Annotated in this window: 17 protein-coding genes; 11 read left to right on the top strand and 6 right to left on the bottom strand. The window is 59.6% G+C overall.

Features of this window, described 5'->3' with window-relative positions:
* Window positions 1–117: 117 nt before the first annotated feature.
* On the bottom strand, window positions 118–1557 hold the full coding sequence (gene lacG, locus OIL77_06235; protein HJI45000.1) for a 6-phospho-beta-galactosidase: 1440 nt from the start codon (window positions 1555–1557) through the stop codon (window positions 118–120).
* 66 nt (window positions 1558–1623) lie between these two features.
* Window positions 1624–3399 (bottom strand): lactose/cellobiose PTS transporter subunit IIB, encoded by a 1776-nt coding sequence (locus OIL77_06240; protein HJI45001.1) that lies wholly within the window; start codon window positions 3397–3399, stop codon window positions 1624–1626.
* 357 nt (window positions 3400–3756) lie between these two features.
* Here OIL77_06240 and OIL77_06245 point away from each other — a divergent pair, with 357 nt between their 5' ends.
* The 8 genes from OIL77_06245 to tnpA all read left to right on the top strand — a co-directional run bounded on the left by OIL77_06245 (window position 3757) and on the right by tnpA (window position 10655).
* Window positions 3757–4761, top strand: a complete 1005-nt coding sequence (locus OIL77_06245; GenBank protein ID HJI45002.1) for a LacI family DNA-binding transcriptional regulator — start codon at window positions 3757–3759, stop codon at window positions 4759–4761.
* 214 nt (window positions 4762–4975) lie between these two features.
* Complete coding sequence (locus OIL77_06250; protein HJI45003.1) at window positions 4976–5314, top strand: PTS lactose/cellobiose transporter subunit IIA; 339 nt, start codon at window positions 4976–4978, stop codon at window positions 5312–5314.
* 286 nt (window positions 5315–5600) lie between these two features.
* The gene (locus OIL77_06255) at window positions 5601–6623 is read left to right on the top strand and encodes a hypothetical protein (GenBank protein HJI45004.1); all 1023 of its coding nucleotides are present in this window, start codon (window positions 5601–5603) and stop codon (window positions 6621–6623) included.
* Window positions 6624–6930: 307 nt separating this feature from the next.
* Window positions 6931–7359, top strand: a complete 429-nt coding sequence (lacA, locus tag OIL77_06260; GenBank protein ID HJI45005.1) for a galactose-6-phosphate isomerase subunit LacA — start codon at window positions 6931–6933, stop codon at window positions 7357–7359.
* Between the two features lie 63 nt (window positions 7360–7422).
* Window positions 7423–7947 (top strand): galactose-6-phosphate isomerase subunit LacB, encoded by a 525-nt coding sequence (lacB, locus tag OIL77_06265; protein HJI45006.1) that lies wholly within the window; start codon window positions 7423–7425, stop codon window positions 7945–7947.
* Window positions 7948–8066: 119 nt separating this feature from the next.
* Window positions 8067–8948, top strand: a complete 882-nt coding sequence (locus OIL77_06270) for an aldose 1-epimerase family protein (GenBank protein ID HJI45007.1) — start codon at window positions 8067–8069, stop codon at window positions 8946–8948.
* A 53-nt stretch (window positions 8949–9001) separates the two neighbouring features.
* A complete protein-coding gene (locus OIL77_06275; GenBank protein HJI45008.1) occupies window positions 9002–9937 on the top strand; it encodes a hexose kinase in 936 nt (311 codons plus the stop codon).
* A 259-nt stretch (window positions 9938–10196) separates the two neighbouring features.
* A complete protein-coding gene (gene tnpA / locus OIL77_06280; GenBank protein ID HJI45009.1) occupies window positions 10197–10655 on the top strand; it encodes an IS200/IS605 family transposase in 459 nt (152 codons plus the stop codon).
* Between the two features lie 286 nt (window positions 10656–10941).
* Here the strand turns inward: tnpA and OIL77_06285 are convergent, their stop codons facing one another.
* The 3 genes from OIL77_06285 to OIL77_06295 all read right to left on the bottom strand — a co-directional run bounded on the left by OIL77_06285 (window position 10942) and on the right by OIL77_06295 (window position 15379).
* Window positions 10942–12243, bottom strand: a complete 1302-nt coding sequence (locus tag OIL77_06285) for an AAA family ATPase (GenBank protein ID HJI45010.1) — start codon at window positions 12241–12243, stop codon at window positions 10942–10944.
* A gap of 311 nt (window positions 12244–12554) precedes the next feature.
* Window positions 12555–14183, bottom strand: coding sequence for a UDP-glucose--hexose-1-phosphate uridylyltransferase (locus OIL77_06290; GenBank protein HJI45011.1), 1629 nt, complete (start codon window positions 14181–14183; stop codon window positions 12555–12557).
* A complete protein-coding gene (locus tag OIL77_06295; protein ID HJI45012.1) occupies window positions 14174–15379 on the bottom strand; it encodes a galactokinase in 1206 nt (401 codons plus the stop codon). The genes OIL77_06290 and OIL77_06295 overlap by 10 nt, the downstream gene beginning before the upstream one ends.
* Window positions 15380–15762: 383 nt before the next feature.
* On the opposite strand from OIL77_06295, the gene OIL77_06300 reads away from it, so the two are divergent.
* Together OIL77_06300 and OIL77_06305 are read left to right on the top strand one after the other, a co-directional pair.
* Complete coding sequence (locus tag OIL77_06300) at window positions 15763–16749, top strand: LacI family DNA-binding transcriptional regulator (protein HJI45013.1); 987 nt, start codon at window positions 15763–15765, stop codon at window positions 16747–16749.
* Between the two features lie 129 nt (window positions 16750–16878).
* Window positions 16879–18039 (top strand): FprA family A-type flavoprotein, encoded by a 1161-nt coding sequence (locus OIL77_06305; GenBank protein HJI45014.1) that lies wholly within the window; start codon window positions 16879–16881, stop codon window positions 18037–18039.
* 74 nt (window positions 18040–18113) lie between these two features.
* On the opposite strand, the gene OIL77_06310 is transcribed toward OIL77_06305, so the two are convergent.
* Complete coding sequence (locus tag OIL77_06310) at window positions 18114–18917, bottom strand: DeoR/GlpR family DNA-binding transcription regulator (protein HJI45015.1); 804 nt, start codon at window positions 18915–18917, stop codon at window positions 18114–18116.
* Window positions 18918–19251: 334 nt separating this feature from the next.
* Here OIL77_06310 and OIL77_06315 point away from each other — a divergent pair, with 334 nt between their 5' ends.
* Window positions 19252–20109: a class II fructose-bisphosphate aldolase gene (locus tag OIL77_06315; protein ID HJI45016.1), complete on the top strand. Its 858-nt coding sequence runs from the start codon at window positions 19252–19254 to the stop codon at window positions 20107–20109.
* Window positions 20110–20484: the final 375 nt, after the last annotated feature.

Raw genomic sequence — 20484 nt, forward strand, 5'->3', positions numbered from 1 at the left:
CCCTGAACCGCCCAAAAAGGCCGGGGGCGGCGCGCCGTGTGACGTGCCGCCCCCGGCTGAGAAATGGGGACAGGTTATGTGGGCGGGGCAATTCCGCCAACCGCTAGTTGAAAGCCGCTAGTCCAGACGACGGGTCTGCGCCACGTGCTTATACCAGTATGCGCTTGCCTTGGGCGTGCGCTTCTGGGTTTCAAAGTCAACGTAGAAGAAGCCGTAACGCTTGTTGTAGCCATTGGTCCAGGAGAACTGATCCTGCAGGCTCCACAGGAAGTAGCCGCCCACGTTGACGCCCACCTCCATAGCCTTGAGCAGCCAACGCAGGTGCTGCTCGATGTAGTCGATGCGCGGCTGGTCGTCCACAAAGCCGTCTTTGTAGGGATCCTTGTAGCCCATGCCGTTTTCGGTAATGAAGATCTGCTTATAGTTGGGGTAGCGCTGCTTAATGTAGACGAGCAGATCGAACAGGCCCTCGGGATAGATGATCCAGTCCCAGTCGGTGGTGGGGATGCCAGGCTTGTTCACATGCTCGCCAATACCCTTAACGCGCCAGCGGCCGGTGCCCTTCTCGCCCGTACCGTTGTGGTGCAGGTCGTTCTCGCCATCGTAAGCCTTCAAGAAGCGGCACTGGTAGTTGTTGACGCCCAGGTAGTCGTTGTAGAGCGCGGCCTCGCGCATAATCTCGAGGTCCTCGTCCAGGATCTCGATGGTGCCGCCCGAGACGGCAGCCAGACGGTTGGCGCACTCGAGGGTGTCGGGCGCGTAGTCGCCACGGAAGGTGGCGTCGAGCAAGAACTGGTTCTGCAGCACGTGCTCGTTGTTGGCGGCTTTGATGTCGGCGGGGTCGTTCTCGTTGAGCGGATACTTAAACTCCAACGACTGAATGACGCCGATCTTGCCCTTAAAACCGCCGTTGTGGAAGGCCAGTACGGCCTTGGCGTGGGCGAGCATCATGTTGTGCTCGCACTGGAAAGCCTCGGCCAGATGCGCCTTGACGCCGCCGGGGAAGGTGCCCTCGATGTAGGTGTTGGAGGCATCGGCCCAAATCTCGTTAAAGGTGAACCAATAGGTCACCTGGTCGGCGTACTCCTTAAAGCAGAAGGTGGCAAAGTCCACAAAGGCGTCGATGGTCTCGCGGTTGAGGAAGTCGCCCTTCTCAAAGAGGGGAAGCGGCGTGTCAAAGTGATGCAGCGTGACAAACGGCTCAACGTGATGCTTGTGACATTCGGCGAAAAGGTCGTGATAGAACTGGACGCCCTCGGGGTTAATCTCACCGGTGCCGTTGGGGAAGATGCGGCTCCAGGCAATGGAGAGGCGGATGCCGTTGATGCCAAACTCCTCGCACAGCTCCAGGTCGACGGGGTACTGGTTGTAGAAGTCCGAAGCGGGATCGGGGGAAAAGCGCCCCTGGGCCTCCAGGAAGTCGTCCCAGGCGACCTTGCCCTTACCGTGAGTGCGGGTCTCGCCCTCTACTTGGTAGGCAGCGGTGGCGCCGCCAAAGACAAAGTCCTCGGGAAACTGCGCAGGCGGGTTAGTGACGCTAGCAGGGTTAACGGACATGATGATCCAATCGTCTAAATCGAAGGGCCAGCCGGTCTTGGATGGTCGGCTGGCCCTGAGCGTTACTTACTTCGAGAGTTGCTCGCTTACGAAGGCGAGAGACTTGTCGCCGTTCTGGGAGAGCTCGATGTACTGCTTGCCACGGCAGGCGACGCACTTGTTGCCCACGCGCTCGCAGTCCTTCTGCAGGTCGGCCAGGTAGCTGGCGGCCTGCGGGGCCAGGACGACCAGGTCAAAGTCGGGGAGCATGTCGACGTGGTTGCCATATGCCTCGGCAGCGGTCTCAAGATCGATGCCGCGCTCCTTGGCAGCCTTGGCCAGTGCGTTGGCGAGCAGGCCCGAGGTACCGCCGCCCTGGCAGAGCACGAGCACGCGCTTGCCGTTGAGGTCGCTGGCGGTCGTTGCCTCGGCAGCGGGTGCTGCGGAAGCGGCGGGGGCATCGGCCTTCACGGCCTCGGCAGCAGCGCCGGCGGCAACGCTCTTGGCGTCAGCCTTGCCCTGGAAGGCATCGTTGAGCTTGGCGGCCTTCTCGGCGTTCTTGGCGGCGAGCTCCTCCTGGGAAATCTCGGCCTCCTCGGCGCACTTCTGGGCGTCATAGGCACGGAAGAACGGGTAGTACAGAGCGAAGTCGACGACCAGGATAAGGGCGAGCATCACAAAGGCGAGCGGCTGGAAGCCCAGGCCCATGATGGTGCCGATGGGGCCGGGGACGGTCCAGGGCAGGGTGTACATAAAGCCGTTCATGCCCAAGAAGTCGATAAAGATCTTGAGGATCCAGATGTTGGCGATCGGGGCAAAGACAAACGGGACAAAGAAGACGGGGTTGAGCACGATGGGCGCGGCGAACAGCAGCGGCTCGTTGACGGCAAAGCAGACGGGGACAATGGCGGCCTTGCCGACGGCGCGCATCTCCTGAGACTTGGCCAGGAAGCAGAACATAAAGACCAGGACGAGTGTGGCGCCGGTGCCGCCCATGCAGACGACGAAGTACTGGGCACCCTGGGTCAGGACAGCGGAAGCGTGCTGGCCAGCCTGGAATGCGGCCAGGTTGTCGGTCATATTGGCAACGAGAGCGGCAGCGATGGCGGGCTCGACGATCGAGGGGCCGTGGACGCCGACGAACCAGAACAGGCTCATGGCGCCGTAGATCACAGCGAGGCCGATGTAGCCGTCGGCAGCGGTGAACAGGGGCTGGAACACCTGGATAACGCCCTGGGCAAAGCAGAAGCCAAAGGCAGCGCGGAAGACGATGTCAAAGACCCAAAAGACGGTGATGCAGACGGAGAAGGGGATGATGTCCTTGAAGGTCTGCGAGATGTTGGGCGGAACCTGCTCGGGCATCTTGACGGTGATGTTGCGCTTAATGAAGAACTTGTAGATGATGCCGGTCACAAACGCAGCGATAAAGGCGGTCAGCAGGCCCTTGGAACCAAGGTAGGTCGTGTTGAAGCCGCTGGCGGCGTCCGTGGCGATGGTGTCGCTCGAAAGGAGCAAGAAGCCGATGATGGCCGCGCACATGCACGAGATGAAGTTGATCTGGTTGTTCTTGGGCAGATCGCGGTTCTGGGCGTCGGCGAAGTGCTTGGCCGTGGTGGCGGCGCAGGCGATGGCCAGGATGCCCATGGAGTAGTTGTAGCACTTCCACAGGGCGTTGTTGATGTCATCGGGCCAGTAGAAACCCCAGATGTTGGGGACCGAGGCTACCAGGCAAAAGATGGACGAGAAGATGATGATGGGGATGACGGAGATAAAGCCGTCGCGGATCGCCTTGAGGTACTTGTTGCGGGCGATCGCGTTGAAAAAGGGCTGGCCCTTTTCGATGATGGCGATGAGTTGCTCCATGCAATGCTCCTAAGAGTCGGTGGGTTAGCAACGATGGTAGTTTTTGGCGTTCGGTTGCCAAAATGTTGACGTTGCCATTTTGCGATACAAAAAAAGACGCGAACCGGTGGTTCCTGTGCCTGCGAACCGTCGATTCCTTACGCGTAAACGGTTGAGCCGCCCGGTGGCTCTGTGTTTGCGCAATGGCAACGTTAACATTTGGTCGACAAAAGCCGTTCGGGGAGGCAAAAATGTCGGTGAACGGTAGGTTTTGGGTGGTGAGCGTATGGTGGGGGAGGCGTTAGATATACTTGAAGACGTTTCATTTGACTGCGTAGGGTGTCACCAATGGCATCGTTGACATAGAAAGATCGACCTATGGCCGCTGTTAAAAAATCGGTATCCGTCAAAGACGTAGCGCGCCTCGCGGGCGTCTCGGAGCAGACGGTCTCGCGCACCGTGCACGATTCGCCCAGCGTGCGCCCCGAGACCAAGGAACGCGTGCGTGCCGCCATGCGCGAGCTGGGGTATCGCCCCAATTTTGCCGGTCGATCGCTGCGCCGCGGCAAGTTTAAGACCGTCGGCGTCGCCATGTTCAACATTACCGGTACCGGCAACCTCGACCGTATGGAGGGCTTTGCCGCCGCGGCCGACAAACATGGCTATGCCATCACCCTCACTAAAGTAGACGGACACCCCTATACCCTTGAGAGCGCATCGTCGCGTATGAGTGCACTGCCAGTGGACGGTATGGTTGTAATCATGAACCGCATGCCGGCGGACTTTGGAACCTTTGAACCGCTGCCCGGTATGCAGACAGTGCTCGTTACCATGCTGGAGCATCCGCTGTGCTCGACGGTCGATAACGATCAGTTCGATTGTTCACGCCAAGTGGTCGAGTACTTGCTGGGGCAGGGACACAAGACCGTGCACTTTATCTCGTGTCCCGAGCGCTCGCTTTCGGGCATGCGGCGCGAGGAAGGCTGGCGTGAGACATTGCGTGTGCATGGCATTGAGCCCCCGCAGCTCGTGCGCGGCGACTGGACGGCGCAGAGTGGATATGCTGCCGGCCAGGTGCTTGCGGATGATCCGACCTGCACGGCCATTTATGCCTCCAACGACGCCATGGCCTACGGCTGCATCCGTGGGCTCGAGTCGCGCGGGAAGTGCGTGCCCCAGGACGTGAGCGTGGTGGGTGTTGACGATAGCCTGGGCGATATCGTGCCCGACCGTCGCCTGACCACGGTGCGCTTTGACAACAAGCGCGTCGGCATGTGGGCGGTCGACAAGATTGCCGGCGCCGATGGGGGTGCGTCTGGCGTGGAGCACATGCTGATCCCCGGTGTGCTCGTAGAGGGCGATACGGTGCGCGATTTGCGTTAGGGTGCGGTCCTGTTTGGGTTGTCACTAACTGTGTTCGATATTGTTCAGATTGGTTTAAAAGCCGTTCACGGGCGAAAAGTGACCGTTCATAGCTTGAAATTACGTTTTGCGCTGTTCTTTTTTGTTTGAATGTTAATGTTTCTGTCATACAGAACGCAACGCGTATGCCCGGACGCGATGCTCTCCATTGGTTCATATGTGAAAGGAACGCAACATGGCAACCAAAGAAGAAATCTCGATGGTTGGATTCGAGATTGTCGCATACGCAGGTGACGCCCAGACCGATCTGCTTGCAGCGCTCGATGCTGCTCGCGAGGGTGACTTTGAGAAGGCCGAGCAGCTGCACAAGGATGCCAGCGATGCGCTCATCGGTGCCCACGACACGCAGACCAAGCTGCTTTCGCAGGAGGCCGGCGGTGGCGAGATGGAGATGACCTTCATCATGGCTCACGCTCAGGACACCCTCATGACCACCATGATCCTGGAGAAGCAGGCCCGCTTTACCATCGATGCCTACAAGCGCATCGCCGAGCTCGAGGCCAAGCTCGCCTAACGAGTCCGCACAACCTCGTCCCCTTCCAAAAGCTCTGCCGCAAACCCGCGACAGGGCTTTTTCTGTTCTTCTCCAAGTTGCGGTGAAATAGGGACTGAATAGGGGCCGGCGGGCGCAAAACAATCCCTATTCCACCGCAACTCATCCGGAGATAGTCATTGGGGCGTTCTTAAACGACTAGGCATTGGGGACAGTCTTGGTGCGCTCCGTTCGTCTTGCCGTTCGGTTTTTCGATGGGTGGGTATACTTCCATCCGCAATACAGGCCGGAATGAGGAGGTATCCAAATGCCGGACAACGGATCGATTCAAAAGAGAGACGCACATGAGATGGCCCATGGGCGTCCTGTCCAGATAACTGAGCATACGACGGTAACCGAGCTGCAGCCCAGCCTGTCCGATGTCGTGTGCGCAAACAAAAAGCTGCAGATTGGCTTTATCGTTGCGCTCGTGGTGCTGGCGTTGCTGTCGGGCTTTGTAGCGCGACCGCATTTCGCCGATACCAAAACTTGGGACTCTACCATCGAGGTCATCGATCAAAAGAAAGGTAACGTATTGGCGCTCACGACCTCGTGCGTGGCGCTGTCTGCGGGCATTACCGCGCTGCCTGGTGATACGGGAACGCCGGTCGCCGAGCAGCTCGCACAGCTTTCAGGCAACCTTGGTATCGTGCTTGCCGTGCTATACCTAGAGAAATATCTGCTGACTATTTTGTGGTCGGTTGGCTTGGGCATCTTAATCCCGTTTGCGTTGGTGCTCTTTGCGGTGTCGCTCGGCATTCACGGGCGCTGGAGTACGAGCGCCGTCCTGCGCCGTGTGGCGACACGCGTGCTGGTGGTTGCCGTGATCGGCATGGCGCTCGTACCCGCGAGCGTATGGGTGTCGCAGAAGGTCGATGAAACGTATCGCGTAAGTATTGAGCAAGCTGAGCAAAAGGCTGCGGACGCAGCCGACACCACGGACAAGTCAGCCGAGACCAGCTCAAAATCGAACAAGAAAAAATCCGAGGCCACGGAGTCCAAAAACGTGCTCGAGCAGTTGACCGATGGGGCATCGAGCCTTGTTACGTCGGTGACCAGCGGCGCCAAGCAGATGACCGATGAGATCGTGCAGCAGGTGACCGACCTCATCGAAGGCGTCATCGTGATGATCGTGACCTCGTGCGTTATCCCGCTGCTGGTGCTCGTGGCGTTCCTATGGCTAGGACACGTGCTGCTGGGGATTGATATTTCCGGCCCGGCGAACTATTTGACGGGCCGCTTTCTGAGTGCTCCGTCCAAGCACGCCAAGAAGGGCAGGCAGTCTGAGTAGGCGGCAAAGCGTTCTTTGGAAGATCAACTGTAAGAAGGGCGGCCGAGACACGTTCTCGGCCGCCCTTTTGTTTGTTGAATACGCGGTCGCTACGTCCGCGCCGGGTCCAGACGGTCGGCAATCATCCGTGAACGGTATTTGTTCAAAAAAGAACAAAGATAAACAAATAATTCTTGCAGTTACTGTTCGAATGTGTTCAAATAAACATGAACAGTGAAGAACCGCACATTCAGATGCCCGGACCTGAACGCGATTCAACACTTCCAAACAGAAACTACGCACCTGCGTATCTCTCAAGGAGGATGTCATGAGGGTTGTAATCGCTTCCGATGCCGACGGTATGTCGATGAAGGAGTCCATCAAGGAGATGCTCATCGCCGACGGTCACGAGGTCGTCGACTATTCTGAGACCCCTGCCGCGGACTTTGTCGATTCCGCGACCGCCGTTGCCAAGGACCTGCTGGAGCACAAGGATTCCCAGGGCTTCGCATTCGATAAGTACGGCGTCGGCTCCTATATGGCCGCCGTCAAGATTAAGGGCATGGTCGTCGCCAACATTTCCGACGAGCGTTCCGCTTACATGACCCGCGAGCACAACGGCTCGCGCATGGTCACCATGGGCCCGGGCGTTGTGGGCACCGAGGTCGCCAAGAAGATCGCCCGCGAGTTCCTGCGCGCCCAGTACGCCGGCGGCCGTCACCAGATCCGTGTCGACATGCTCAACAAGATGGCCTAACGAGAGCCACCGAGAACTCGAACTTCTACCTCAACTTGTGAATTCAGACGAAAGGACGTTCTGATGAAGAAGACCATCGCAATCGGTTGCGACCATATCGTTACGGACGAGAAGATCTATCTGGCCGACCGCCTGGAGCAGGCTGGCTACAAGGTGCTCGACTGCGGCACCTACAGCCACACCCGTACGCACTATCCCATCTACGGTAAGGCCGTGGGTGAGGCTGTTGCCAGCGGCAAGGCCGACTTTGGCGTGGCCCTGTGCGGCACCGGCATCGGCATCACCAACGCCGTCAACAAGGTTCCCGGCGCTCGCTGCGCTCTGGTCCGCGACATGACCTCTGCCCTGTATGCCCGTCGCGAGCTCAACGCCAACATCGTGGGCTTTGGCGGCAAGATCACCGGCGAGTTCCTGATGGCCGACATCATGCTTGCCTTCCTGGAGGAGCCCTACGAGAAGACTCCCGAGCACGATGCCCTGATTGCCAAGATCGATGCCTGCAACAAGGCTGACGCCGAGGCTCAGGCCGACCCGCACTTCTTTGACGAGTTCCTCGAGAAGTGGGACCGCGGCGAGTACCATGATTAGCGGGTATCCGGCGTAATTAACTAGTCCGTTGACGGCTCGCGTTTCTGTGAGGGGGCGCGGGCCGGTTTTCTATCAGCCCTATTGACTTGGCGGGCTGTCGTAAGAAAGGGAAGGCTCCTATGGAGTTTGTTCTTGATAACGGTTCTATCCGCGTGGCACTGAGCACGGCGGGCGGGTCGTTCACTTCTATTACGGCCAACGGCCGTGAGTACCTGTGGCAGGGCGACCCGGCGGTGTGGTCGGGCCAGGCACCCATTTGTTTCCCGATCTGCGGCGGCCTTCGTGACGGTCGCGCAATGACCATGGGCGGCCGCGAGGTCAAGCTCGCCCGCCACGGCTTTGCTCGCAAGCAGGAGTGGAAGCTCGAGGAGCAGAGCGACAACATGGTTGTGCTGAGCTTAAGCTCTGCCGACCATGCCGAGTTGCTCGAGCAGTACCCGTATCCGTTTAAGATCGTTGCTCGTTACACGATCGATGCGGAGAAGGTGGCCGTGTCGTACGAGGTGACCAATGAGGGCACCGAGGACATGCCGTTCTTTGTGGGCGGTCACCCTGGCTTTAAGTGCCCGCTTGACGAGGGCGAGTCCTATGACGACTACGAGCTCCGTTTTGAGCAGCGCGAGGCCGCCGAGCTCTGTACTGCCGTTCCCTCGACGGGCCTGATTGATGTTGAGCATCGCAGCAAGAACCCGATGGTTGGCCATGACCTGCCGCTGACCCACGAACTCTTTGACTTCGCGGAGACCATCTTTGACGTGCTCGAGAGCCGCGTGGTTACGTTGACCAAGAAAACCGAGGACAAGGGCGTGCGCCTGACGTTCCCCGATATGCCGTACCTGATTGTGTGGAGCAAGCCCGAGGGCGACTTTGTGGCCGTGGAACCGTGGGGCGGCCTGTCCACCTGCTCCGACGAGGACGATATTCTGGAGCACAAGCGCGGCTGCCTGGTGGCCAAGCCGGGAGAGACCGTCACCCGCGGCTTTGAGATCGAGATCCTTTAACGAGTTATCGTATGTTTGGGGCGGGTTATGCCGCCCCGGAACAGGAGTTCAACATGATTCTGACCGTTACCATGAACCCGTCGATCGATACGCGCTATCAGCTCGACAAGCTGATCATCGACGATGTTAACCGTGTGACACCCGAAAAGACCGCTGGCGGCAAGGGCCTCAACGTGAGTCGCGTGCTGCTGCAGCTGGGTGACGACGTGCTCGCGACCGGCCTGCTCGGCGGCCACATGGGTGCCTATATGGCCGAGCTTATGGATGCCGACGGCGTCAAGAACGACTTTGTGCCTATTGCTGGTGAGACGCGCATCTGCCTGAATATCCTGCATGAGGGCAATCAGACCGAGCTGCTGGAGAGCGGCCCGCAGATCGCCCCGGCCGAGCTCGAGGCCTTTACGGCCAAGTTTGCCGAGCTTGCAGCGAAGGCGGACGTCGTGACGCTTTCGGGCTCGCTGCCGCGTGGCGTCGATGCCGGCTACTATGCCGAGCTCGTCAAGATCGCCGAGGAGGCGGGCGCCAAGGTGCTGCTCGACACCTCGGGTGCATCGCTGGAGGCCGCGCTGGAGTCCGACGCTAAGCCTGAGCTCGTAAAGCCCAACCTGACCGAGATTAACGGCCTGCTGGGTACGTCCTTTACGACCGATGATGTCGATGCCCTGCGCGAGGCGCTCGCCGCCGATGACCGTTTTGCCGGTATCCCCTGGGTTGTCGTTTCGATGGGCGCTGCCGGTTCGGTTGGCTTCCATGAGGGTCGCGCGTTCCGCGCCAAGACGCCCGCGATTGCGGCTGTGAACGCAACGGGTTCCGGCGACTCGACCATCGCCGGCTTTGCACATGCCATTGCTGCTGGCGCCGACGACGTCACGGTGCTCAAGACCGCCAATACCTGCGGCAAACTCAACGCTATGGATCCCAAGACCGGTCACCTGGTCATGGACCGCTGGGACGAGATCTACAACAACGTTGAAGTAACGGAGCTTTAGGGTTACGCGGTTTTACCAAACCGCGTAACGGCTCGACGCTGCGCGGGCCGCATTTGGACAATCTGACGTTCAACTTCAAGGGCGCGACCAGAAGGTCAGCGCCCTTTCGTTTCAAGACTTTAGTCTGCTGGCCGCGCAGCGGCCAGCTTTAAACCACCCGCTACGCGGGTGGAGACAAACGGCTTTACAAAGCCACCCCTCCGACCGATATTGACGATTGTTCAGGCCGTCAGGAATTCGAGTCGAAGGGGTGGTCGCCATGGCCCAGAAGGCCTACAGCCTTTCCCACACGAAGTGGATGTGCAAGTACCACATCGTGTTCACGCCGAAGTATAGGCGCAAAGTGATCTACAACCAAATCAGGAGCGACATAGGGGAGATCCTCAGGAAGCTGTGCGAGTACAAGGGGATCGAGATAATCGAGGGGCACCTGATGCCCGACCACGTGCCCGTGCTGCTGGCGATTCCGCCGAAGTACAGCGTCGCGAGCGTCATGGGCTACCTGAAGGGGAAGAGCTCGCTGATGATATTCGACAGGCACGCCAACCTCAAGTACAAGTTCGGCAACAGGAAGTTCTGGGCGGAGGGCTACTACGTGTCCACCGTCGGCCTGAACGAGGCGACGATCGCCAAGTACATCAGGGAGCAGGAGTCCCACGACATCGCGCTGGACAAGCTGAGCGTGAAGGAGTACGAGGACCCCTTCAAGAGGGGGTGATCCCGCCGGTTCGACCGGCGCGCCACGGGTCAAGATGCACTAGGCCTGGACGAAGTCCGGGCCCGCGCCTTTAGACGCGAGCCCGGGGCCCGTGGGTTATACCCTAAGAGCAAACCACCCTTTTTAAGGGTGGTTCTGATTCACGTCACCTTGTCTCAAATGCGGCCCGCTCGCTGCCGTTGCCAAAACATCGGCGTTGCCTTGCTTCGGGAATGCGGCAGATAGAGACGTTCCTTTTTTGCCGGCAGTTTGGGACACTCCTTACGGGGCACCCCCTCCACAGCGCCTATGCCAGCTTGTCGATTTGCCCAATCTCCCAGAGCGGAATATTGACGAGCGTGCCTTCGTCTCTATATGCCGCTAACGATGTTCTCACGCAGCGCTCGAGCTTGAACTTCTCGCAGGCAATCCTCAGGCTCTTTGCTTTGAGATTCTCTGCCGCCTTGACCTCGAGCGGAAGCACGGTCCCCGCATGGTCGACGGCAAAGTCAGTCTCTGCATTGCCGGAGGAGGATGACCAATACGCGGGAGTATTGCCTTGGAGCAAAAGCTCCTGTGCGACGTATTGCTCGGTCAGCGAGCCTTTGAACTCCGTAAAAACAGCGGGCCCGTTCAGAACAATGGCTGGCGTGAGGCCGGAGAGTGCTCCGAGGATGCCGGTGTCGATGCAGAACAGCTTGAAGCCCGAGAGATCCTCGTAGCTTGTGAGCGGTGCTCTTAGGGCGGAAACACGTGGTACCTTATGAACGATTCCATAGTCCATGAGCCACTGGAGGCTTTCCTCAAAATCGCGTGCGCGCGCCCCGGGACGAAGCGCGCCGTAGACGAACTTCTTGTTTTCCTTTGCGAGCTGGGCGGGAAGGGATTTCCAAACCAGCCTCATGCGCTCGACGATGCGGGCTGGCGCATGCTTGCCAAAATCGGATTCATAAGCTTCGATGATTTGCTGCTGAAGCCTGCGGGCCTCGATGAAATCGTGGGAGGCGGCGAAAGCGGAGACAACTTCTGGCATGCCACCGACAACGAGGTATTCCTTGAGCAGGCGCTCGAGCTTTTCGGAAACATTCGCCAGCAGGTCCATGTCTGCGGCAAGGATGGCATCTGCGAGCGGATCGCCATCGACGGCACGAACGAACTCGACAAACCCCATGGGGCGCATGGTAAGCTGGTCGATCTTGCCGACGGGGAACGACTCGTTTTCGCGTCGGAGCGCGAGCCCCATATAGGAGCCGGCTGCCATGATATGGTATTCCGGCGCCAGCTCGTTGAAGTATTTGAGCGAGGTGATGCCACGCGGTGCCTCTTGGATTTCGTCGAAGATGATGAGCGTGTCTGTCGGCGTTATGGTCTGGCCGCGCAGGAGCTCTATCTGGGAGATGATGCGTTTGGGGTCAAGGCTTCCGTCGAACAGCGAACGTGCGCCCGGTTCGAGCATAAAGTCAAAACGGATGACGTTTTGATACTGCTGGCCTGCGAATTCGTTGAGAAGCCAGGTTTTTCCCGTCTGGCGGGCCCCCTTAAGCAGGAGGGGCTTGCGGTTTGCCCTAGATTTCCAAGCGATGAGTTCGTCCATTAGCTGTCGCTGCATACTGCCTCCTAACGATCATGGTTAGTATAAGACCGTTTCGGTCTTTCCATCGAAAAATGTGGGAGTAAACCACGCTTTTCCATCGAATAATGTGTGAGGCAACCACGTTTTTCCATCGAATAATGTGGGGGTTTAGGTCGGCACCTGGGGCGCTCCTTCTCTGCCGGCAGTTTGGAACACTCCTTGTTTTGGTGCAAATTAGCTACCCTTGCATCAGAAAACGGCGCCCGCCGGCGATGTTGCCGGCGGGCGCCGTTGTCGTGTAGGTGGCTATGTCGTGGGGGCTGCCGTTGAGCGTCCGGGTCTGTGCTCTACAGCGAGTCGATAAAGCGCTGCTGGGCGGCACGTCCTGCCTCGTCCCACTTAAAGACGCCGGCGTTGTCGAGCACGTGGCCAAACACCACGCCGACCTCCTCGTGCAGGATATCGATGGCGTTGTCGGCCGTAAGCTCGTCGGCGCGGCGGGCAAAGACGTCCTCAGCCCATGCGGCGTGGCTGCGGCAAAGATCATCGCCCTCGAGCGCACCGGCAAGGTCGTAGCTGGCATCGACCTTGGCTGCCAGCAGATGCTCACGGACAGCGCCAAGCTCGGGAACCAGGCGCGGCGGCAGAATGGCAAGGCCCATGACTTCGATCAGGCCGATGTTCTCCTTCTTAATGTGGTGGTACTCGGCATGTGGGTGGAAAACGCCTAGCGGGTGCTCGTCGGTCGTGATATTGCAGCGAAGCGCCAGGTAGGCCTCGTAAATCTCGCCGCCGGCGTTGCCGCGGGAGTCCACGCGGCGAATGACGGGCGTCACGGTGTTGTGGGCCACGCCGTCGGCTGTGTGCGCGACGATGCCAACCGACTCATCGGTCCACTCGCGCCAGGCGAGGATAATCTTCTCGGTGGCGTCGAGCAGCTGGGCGCGGTCGTGCGAGCGCAGTCGCAGCACCGAAAGCGGCCACTGCAACACGGTACCGCTGACCTGGTCAAAGCCGGGCATGCTAAACTGCGAGACCTCGGCGGCGTGCATCATGGGGAACTCGTGCGCGCCGCCCTGGAAGTGGTCGTGCGACAGAATCGAGCCGCCCACGATGGGCAGGTCGGCGTTGGAGCCAATAAAGTAGTGCGGGAACAGGTCGACAAAGTCGAGCAGGCAGGTCAGCCCCTTGCGGTCGACGTGCATCGGACGATGCTCGGAGCTCATGGCAATGCAGTGCTCGTTAAAGTACGCGTACGGGCTGTATTGGAAGCCCCAGCGCTCGCCGTCGAGCTTAATGGGGATAACGCGCAGATTCTGGCGGGCGGGGTGAGCGCCACCGTCGGCTGCGGCGGAGCGTCCGGGGTAGCCCTCGTTTTCAATGCAGAGCTGACAGGCGGGATACTTCTCGCCCGTGTTCTTTGCGGCGCCGGCCGCGGCAATGTCGCGCGGATCCTTTTCGGGCTTTGACAGGTTGATTGTGATCTCCAGGTCGCCCCAGTTGGTGGGGGTGCTCCATTTGATATTGCGCGCGATGGCGGCACGACGCACGTAGCCGGCGTCGCAGCACAGACCGTAGAACCAGTCGGTCGCGGCGCGGGGCTCGTTGACGCCCATACGGCCGTTGAATTCCTCGTTTACAACCGAAGGCCTCGGCATCAGCACACCCATGATGCGCATGGCGATGCGATCGCGGCCCGATGCCGTATCCTCGGCAGCACCGTTGGCAACGGCGGCCTCGGAAAGCGCGGCAAGCGTGCCTTCAAGGTCAAAGTTGGGCAGGGTGTCGGGGTGCAAGAGCGAGAGTTTCTCGACCTGGAGCGCCCAGGCCATGTCGAGCGCCGGGCCCGTAGCACCGATGCACTCGAGAATGGTGTTATACGCCCAGATGCGATCGTCCTGGCCGATCATCGATCGGTGGATAGCGTACTCGATCAGGTTCTGCGCGGCCTCGCGCACGTCAGTCATTACAGCCATGCCGCGTAAGCCCCCTTGTCAGAAATTGCGTAGTGGCGGGCAGAGCCCTCGCCCAGCCAGCCGTTCATCTTGGTGATAAAGGTGTCGACCAGGTCGAGCGGCACGAAGGCCTGGATGGTGCCACCAAAGCCGCCACCGTGGATACGGACGGCGCCACGGCCGTCGAGTACGTGCTCGGCCAGTGCCAGGGCATACATCGAGGGCTGCTCGGAGCCCAGCTTGGCAACGACATTCTGTAGGTACATGGCAGAGCTGGCGCCGGACTCGCGCGTCAGGACTAGGAACTGGTCAATGTCGCCGGCGTTCAGAGCTGCCCAGCGCTTGTCGACCAGACCGTTCTCGTACCAGTAGTGAACGGCGCGCAGGCAGGCACGGTCGCCCAGCTTGGCGCGCAGCTCGGGGAGCTTGGCGTCAAAATCGGCAACATCGACCTCGCACAGGCGTGCCTTGCCAAACTCGGCGGCGACGTCTTGCATCTCGCGCGGAACGGCAGCGTAATCGTCGGTGGCGGCCACGTGGTCGGCACCAACCTTAACGAGCACGAGCGCATAGCCGTGATCCTCAAAGTTGAGTTCGAGCTTCTGGGTTTTAGGCTGAGCCTGGTCCTCAAAGTCCATGTAGGAAAGGCCGCCCAGGCACACAGCGGCCTGGTCCATCAGACCGCAGGGCTTGCCATAGTAGTTGTTCTCGGTGCGCTGGCTCATCTGGGCGAGCGCGACGGGCTCGATGGCGGGTGCGCCCCAGAGCGTCTCCATGGCGCGACCGTATGCCGCCTCGACAGCAGCAGAGCTCGAAAGGCCGCCGCCCGAGGGGACAGAGCAGGTGAAGGCGAAGTCGAAGCCCTGGGGCTCAACGCCCAGAGCAGCGATTTCGTGGGCCATGCCGCGGACGAGGCTCGCAGACGTGCCCTTCTCGGACTCTTGAATACCCAGCGTGTCGAGCGTGATCTCAAACGTGGGATAGCCCTCGTCGGCGACGCGAATCTTGTTGGTGTCGGTCGCTACGGCAATGCCGTCAACGGCGACATCGAGCGAGCCGGCGATGACGTGGCCGCCCTCGTGGTCGGTGTGGTTGCCGCTGATTTCGGAACGGCCGGGCGCGTGCACATAGAGCACCTGGCGATCGCCGATGGGCCCAAACTCCTCCTCAAACAGCTTGGTGAGCGTGGCGAGTGTCTTTTCGTCGGGGGTGGTCATCGGAGTCCTTTCCTTGGCGCGTACGGGTAAGTTTTGCGCCGTTATGAGTACGTTAACAACTTGAAGCGGCATGAACCAAGTGTTCACGATGCCGCACGTTACGGGCTATGTTAACGTACTCATAACACAACTCTTGTCACTTTTTGAGAATCTGGTAATCGGTAGAAATTCAGCCGTGAACGGTATTGCCGTATGGACTTATAAAGCAGAAGAGATGCGGATTGAAAAAGTAGAGTACGTTAACATGCGTCCGACGATAGCGGGCCTCGGCGCGGGCTAAACTCCTGCCCGGGCCGGCATTCACACTATTCAGATCTCGCAAGGGTGAAGGTGATCCTGTGGCAAGGTGCCCGTCCAACGATACAGGTACGCGTCCGGTCTCCATGGCCGACGTTGCCCGCGCTGCCGGTGTTTCGCAGCAGACGGTTTCGCGCGTTGCCAACGGATTGCCCAATGTGAATGAGCAGACGCGTCAGCGCGTGCAGGCAGCCATGCAGGAGCTCGGTTTCCGTCCGAGCTATGCCGGTCGCTCGCTGCGCGACGGCCGCTACCATTCGGTCGGGCTGTGCGTTAACGACGTCACCAAGTTCGGTAACCTGACGATGATCGACGGCATTGCCAGTGCGGCCCGCGAGCGCGGTTGTGCTATCACGCTGGTCGAGATGTCCAAGACCGAGGAGTTTTCGCTTGCCGAGGCAACGCGTCGTATGGCAGCGCTGCCCGTGGACGGCATCATCATCGGCATGAGCCGCATGGCGCCCGATTTTGAGACGTTTGATCCACTGCCGGGCATTGGCACGGTCATCGTTACCATGTACGCGCACCCGCGGGTGACCACGGTCGACTCCGATCATTACGGCTGCTCGCTCTTGCTTATGGATCACCTGTTTGAGCTGGGTCACGAGCAAATTCGCTATATTGGCGGCCCGTCGTTCTCGGTCGACGAGCAATTTCGTCGCGCCGGTTGGCAGGATGCACTCGAGCGTAAACACATCGAGCCGGCTGAGCCGCTCGAGGGCGACTGGTCTGCCAACAGCGGTTACGAAGCCGGCAGGTACCTGGCCGAGCATGACCGCAGTATGACGGCGATTTACGCGGCAAACGATCAGATGGCAAATGGCGCGATTGCCGCGCTGCGTGATAGCGGCCTGCGCGTGCCCGAGGACGTGAGCGTGGTGGGCGTCGACGATTCACTCGATGATTTTGTGGCACACAACGAGCTCACGACCGTGCGATTCGATCTACATCAGCGCGGACGCGAGGTATTCGAGCATGCGGTTCCCGAGGCGGGTACGGCGGGCAAAACCGTTGCCATTCGTATTCCCGGCCAGCTCATCATTCGACATAGCACAGCGATGCTGCGCGCATAGTTTGTGCAGGTCAACGGCAGTATATTCCGCCTCAATTACAATCGGTAAGGATGCTGACGGATAGCCGTGGCTATGAAGGCGAGTGTTATGATAGACGGGTTCTTTTGTCTATCTAGGAGGCTTTGCCTGATGGAGATCACCAAGGATATCCGCTACATCGGTGTCGACGATCACGACATTGACCTGTTCGAGGGCCAGTACGACGTGTCCGAGAACGGTATGGCATACAACAGCTACGTTATCTTGGGCGATAAAATCGCTGTCGCCGATTCGGTCGACGCCGGCTTTGTCGACGAATGGCTCGGCAACCTCGAGGCCGCGCTTGACGGCCGTACGCCCGACTACCTGGTCGTCCATCACATGGAGCCCGATCACTCCGCCGGCATCGCCGCCTTTATGGAGCGCTACCCCCAGGCCCAGATTGTGGCTAGCATGGGCGCCTTCCGCATGATGGTCAACTACTTTGGCACCGACTACCCCGAGCGCAAGATGGTCGTCAAAGAGGGCGACGTGCTCGACCTGGGTGGCCACAGCCTGACCTTTATCGGCGCCCCCAACGTTCACTGGCCTGAGGTGATCTTCTCCTACGAGTCCACCGACAAGGTGCTCTTTAGTGCCGACGGCTTTGGCAAGTTTGGCGCCAACGACATCGAGGATCCCGAGGGCTGGGCTTGCGAGGCTCGCCGCTACTACTTTGGCATCGTCGGTAAGTTCGGCAAGTTCGTGCAGGCCGTGCTCAAGAAGGCCGCCGACCTGGACATCCAGATCATCTGCCCGCTCCACGGCCCCGTACTGACCGAGAATCTGGGCTATTACCTCGATACCTATAACACCTGGTCGAGCTATCAGCCCGAGGACGAGGGTATCACGATTGCCTATGCGAGCGTGTACGGGCATCTGAAGGCTGCCGTCGAGGAGCTCGCATCTGCGCTTGAGGCTCGCGGCCAGAAGGTCTCCGTCTTTGACCTGGCTCGCGACGACATGGCCGAGGCCGTTGAGGATGCGTTCCGCTACGACCGTCTGGTGCTCGCCTCCATTACCTATCAGGGCGAGATCTTCCCGTGCATGAGCACCTTTATCCACACGCTCGCCGAGCATGCCTACCAGAACCGCACCGTGGCGCTTGTCGAGTCCGGTTCCTGGGCGCCCGCAGCTGCCAAGGTTATGACCAAGGAGCTCGAGGGCATGAAGGACATCACCCTGACGCAGAACAAGGTGACTGTGCTGGGCTCGCTCAACGACGCCTCGCGCGCCCAGATCGAGGCCCTCGCCGACGAGCTCTCCAAGTAGCGACACGTTCACTTTTGGCGCTCAACTATCACAACCACCACAAAGGGGGCAGGCACCTTTGTGGTGGTTTTTGTTTAAGCGCCGGCGATGATGAGGGCTGGACGTGCGCTGTCGGTGGCCTTGGCGATTGAGGTGGCGACGGCATGATCGGGGTCACGGTCCATCACGATGGTGTCGACATCGGTCAGCTCGGCAAAGCGGTACATGCCGCGTCCGTTAACCTTGCTGGCGTCCATGAGGGCGACGCTTTGATGGGCCGCGGCGATCATAGCCGTTTTGGTCTCGGCCATCTGGGGAAAGTCGGTCGTAAAGCCGCAGCTGGAGACAAAGGCGCCGGGGCACATGACGGCCAGATCGGCATGGACCATTTGGAGCGCCTGCATAGTGAGCGGTCCGTACAAATAACGATGGCCTTTGCGCAACGCCCCGCCCAGCATGACGACATCGACCGAGGGCATGCTCTCGTCGATGTAATCGGCAATGGTAATGTCGGCCGTGATGACGGTGATGCCGTTGCGTTGATCGAGGAGCCGGACGAACTCGAGCGCCGTGGTGCCCGAGTCGACGAGCAACGTGTCGCCGTCATTGACGAGCTCGATGGCGCTTTGCGCGATGGCCTGCTTGGCGGCGACGTTGACGTTGATGCGGCGATCCTGCGTGGAGACGGTCAGGCGTTTGTGGAGCGAGACGGCACCGCCGTGCGTGCGGCGCAGCTTGCCTGCTTCGGCGAGCGCGTCCAGGTCGGCGCGGGCGGTGACGGAGGACACGCCAAAGGTCTGGGCGATTTCTGCTACCTGCACCGAGGCATTATGATCGAGCATTTCCAAAATGGCGGTACGGCGTTCGTCGGCAAAGGCACGGTTGGTGGCTTGGGCCATGCTTGCTCCATTCTCGGCTAAATTTGCAGGAATTGTGTTGACTCTATTTTCGTTCATTTTCTTTTTGAGTAAGAAAACACCTTTCGATTACTTATCTTTTCTATAAAAGAAAGACGCTGAACGCCCAAAATTCAATATCGAACATGTCCACTCGGCTCATATTCCTTCCGTTTACTTTTCAAAAACGACGGTATTGACCTGCATGGGCTCAATATCTCGCACGTGCAAAGCCGCTGAATTTCATACAATGAACGCAGTAAAACGCAAGGTAAAACACCTTGTGAACAACTACGCCCGATGTCCAGATGCGGGCGAGGGAGAGGAGCAAACGCTCATGGCACTTGTTACCACCGAAAAGATGCTCAAGGACGCTCAGGCCGGCCACTACGCCGTCGGCGCGTTCAACGTCGAGAACCTCGAGTTTGTTATGGCCGTTCTGGCCGCTGCCGAGGAGACCAAGTCCCCCGTCATCATGCAGACCACCCCGGGCACCATCAAGACCGCTGGTCTGGACTACTTCTACGGCATGGTCAAGGCTGCCGCCGAGCGCGCTTCCGTGCCCGTCGCTCTGCACCTCGATCACGGCGATGGCTATGACCGCTGCATGCAGGCTTTCCGCACTGGCTACACCTCTGTCATGATCGACGGTTCGCACGAGTCCTTCGAGGACAACATCGCCCTGACCAAGTCCGTCGCCGATGCTGGCCGCGCCATGGGCGTGCCCGTCGAGGCTGAGCTTGGTAAGGTTGGCGGCAAGGAGGACGACGGTCCCGCGGTTGAGGGCGAGAGCCCCTACACCGATCCCGCCGAGGCCAAGGAGTTCGTCGAGCGCACTGGCTGCACGTCGCTGGCCATTGGCGTTGGCACCAGCCACGGCGTGTACACGAGCGATCCGCACATCGAGCAGTCCGTGGTCAAGGCCATCCGCGACGCCGTCGACGTGCCGCTGGTCCTGCACGGCACCTCTGGCGTGCCCGATGAGCAGGTTGCCGAGGCTGTGAAGAACGGCATCTGCAAGGTCAACTACGCTACCGAGCTGCGTCAGGCCTACACCAAGGGCTTCATGGCATACATGGCCGAGAACCCTGCCTGCTTCGACCCCAAGAAGCCGGCCAAGGAGGGCATGCGCGAGATCACCGAGCTGGTTAAGATCCGCATGACCAACCTCAACTCTGTGGGCAAAGCAGAGTAACAGCAAGGGTACTCCGACTCGCTACATATCCCGGGGAGGGACGAGGGCTTAGTTCCCCAATCGTCCTCGGGCATGCAAAAAGCCTCGCTGCGCACTTCGTGCGGCGAGGCTTTTTGCCCCCTGCGGAAAGATTGGGGAGCTAAGCCCTCGTCCCTCCCAGGTTGACCTACTCGAGGTCGTCGCCCTTGTGGCGTTAGGGCGGAAAAATAATAAGAAGCCTTCGCGCTGCGGAATGATTTTGGAAACTAAGTACGGGACCCGCCCAAACCGTCCTGCTCAATCGCCCTTGTGGCGTTAGTGTCGGAAAAATAAGGCGAGGCTTTTTGCCCCCTGCGGAAAGATTGGGGAGCTAAGCCCTCGTCCCTCCCAAGTTGA

It is taken from the genome of Coriobacteriaceae bacterium (assembly GCA_025993015.1).
GTDB lineage: Bacteria > Actinomycetota > Coriobacteriia > Coriobacteriales > Coriobacteriaceae > Collinsella.

What these genes read in the sequence shown, in the direction of transcription:
- lacG (HJI45000.1), bottom strand. Translation starts at nt 1,557, where the DNA reads ATGTCCGTTAACCCTGCTAGCGTCACTAACCCGCCTGCGCAGTTTCCC.
- OIL77_06240 (HJI45001.1), bottom strand. Translation starts at nt 3,399, where the DNA reads ATGGAGCAACTCATCGCCATCATCGAAAAGGGCCAGCCCTTTTTCAAC.
- OIL77_06245 (HJI45002.1), top strand. Translation starts at nt 3,757, where the DNA reads ATGGCCGCTGTTAAAAAATCGGTATCCGTCAAAGACGTAGCGCGCCTC.
- OIL77_06250 (HJI45003.1), top strand. Translation starts at nt 4,976, where the DNA reads ATGGCAACCAAAGAAGAAATCTCGATGGTTGGATTCGAGATTGTCGCA.
- OIL77_06255 (HJI45004.1), top strand. Translation starts at nt 5,601, where the DNA reads ATGCCGGACAACGGATCGATTCAAAAGAGAGACGCACATGAGATGGCC.
- lacA (HJI45005.1), top strand. Translation starts at nt 6,931, where the DNA reads ATGAGGGTTGTAATCGCTTCCGATGCCGACGGTATGTCGATGAAGGAG.
- lacB (HJI45006.1), top strand. Translation starts at nt 7,423, where the DNA reads ATGAAGAAGACCATCGCAATCGGTTGCGACCATATCGTTACGGACGAG.
- OIL77_06270 (HJI45007.1), top strand. Translation starts at nt 8,067, where the DNA reads ATGGAGTTTGTTCTTGATAACGGTTCTATCCGCGTGGCACTGAGCACG.
- OIL77_06275 (HJI45008.1), top strand. Translation starts at nt 9,002, where the DNA reads ATGATTCTGACCGTTACCATGAACCCGTCGATCGATACGCGCTATCAG.
- tnpA (HJI45009.1), top strand. Translation starts at nt 10,197, where the DNA reads ATGGCCCAGAAGGCCTACAGCCTTTCCCACACGAAGTGGATGTGCAAG.
- OIL77_06285 (HJI45010.1), bottom strand. Translation starts at nt 12,243, where the DNA reads ATGCAGCGACAGCTAATGGACGAACTCATCGCTTGGAAATCTAGGGCA.
- OIL77_06290 (HJI45011.1), bottom strand. Translation starts at nt 14,183, where the DNA reads ATGGCTGTAATGACTGACGTGCGCGAGGCCGCGCAGAACCTGATCGAG.
- OIL77_06295 (HJI45012.1), bottom strand. Translation starts at nt 15,379, where the DNA reads ATGACCACCCCCGACGAAAAGACACTCGCCACGCTCACCAAGCTGTTT.
- OIL77_06300 (HJI45013.1), top strand. Translation starts at nt 15,763, where the DNA reads ATGGCCGACGTTGCCCGCGCTGCCGGTGTTTCGCAGCAGACGGTTTCG.
- OIL77_06305 (HJI45014.1), top strand. Translation starts at nt 16,879, where the DNA reads ATGGAGATCACCAAGGATATCCGCTACATCGGTGTCGACGATCACGAC.
- OIL77_06310 (HJI45015.1), bottom strand. Translation starts at nt 18,917, where the DNA reads ATGGCCCAAGCCACCAACCGTGCCTTTGCCGACGAACGCCGTACCGCC.
- OIL77_06315 (HJI45016.1), top strand. Translation starts at nt 19,252, where the DNA reads ATGGCACTTGTTACCACCGAAAAGATGCTCAAGGACGCTCAGGCCGGC.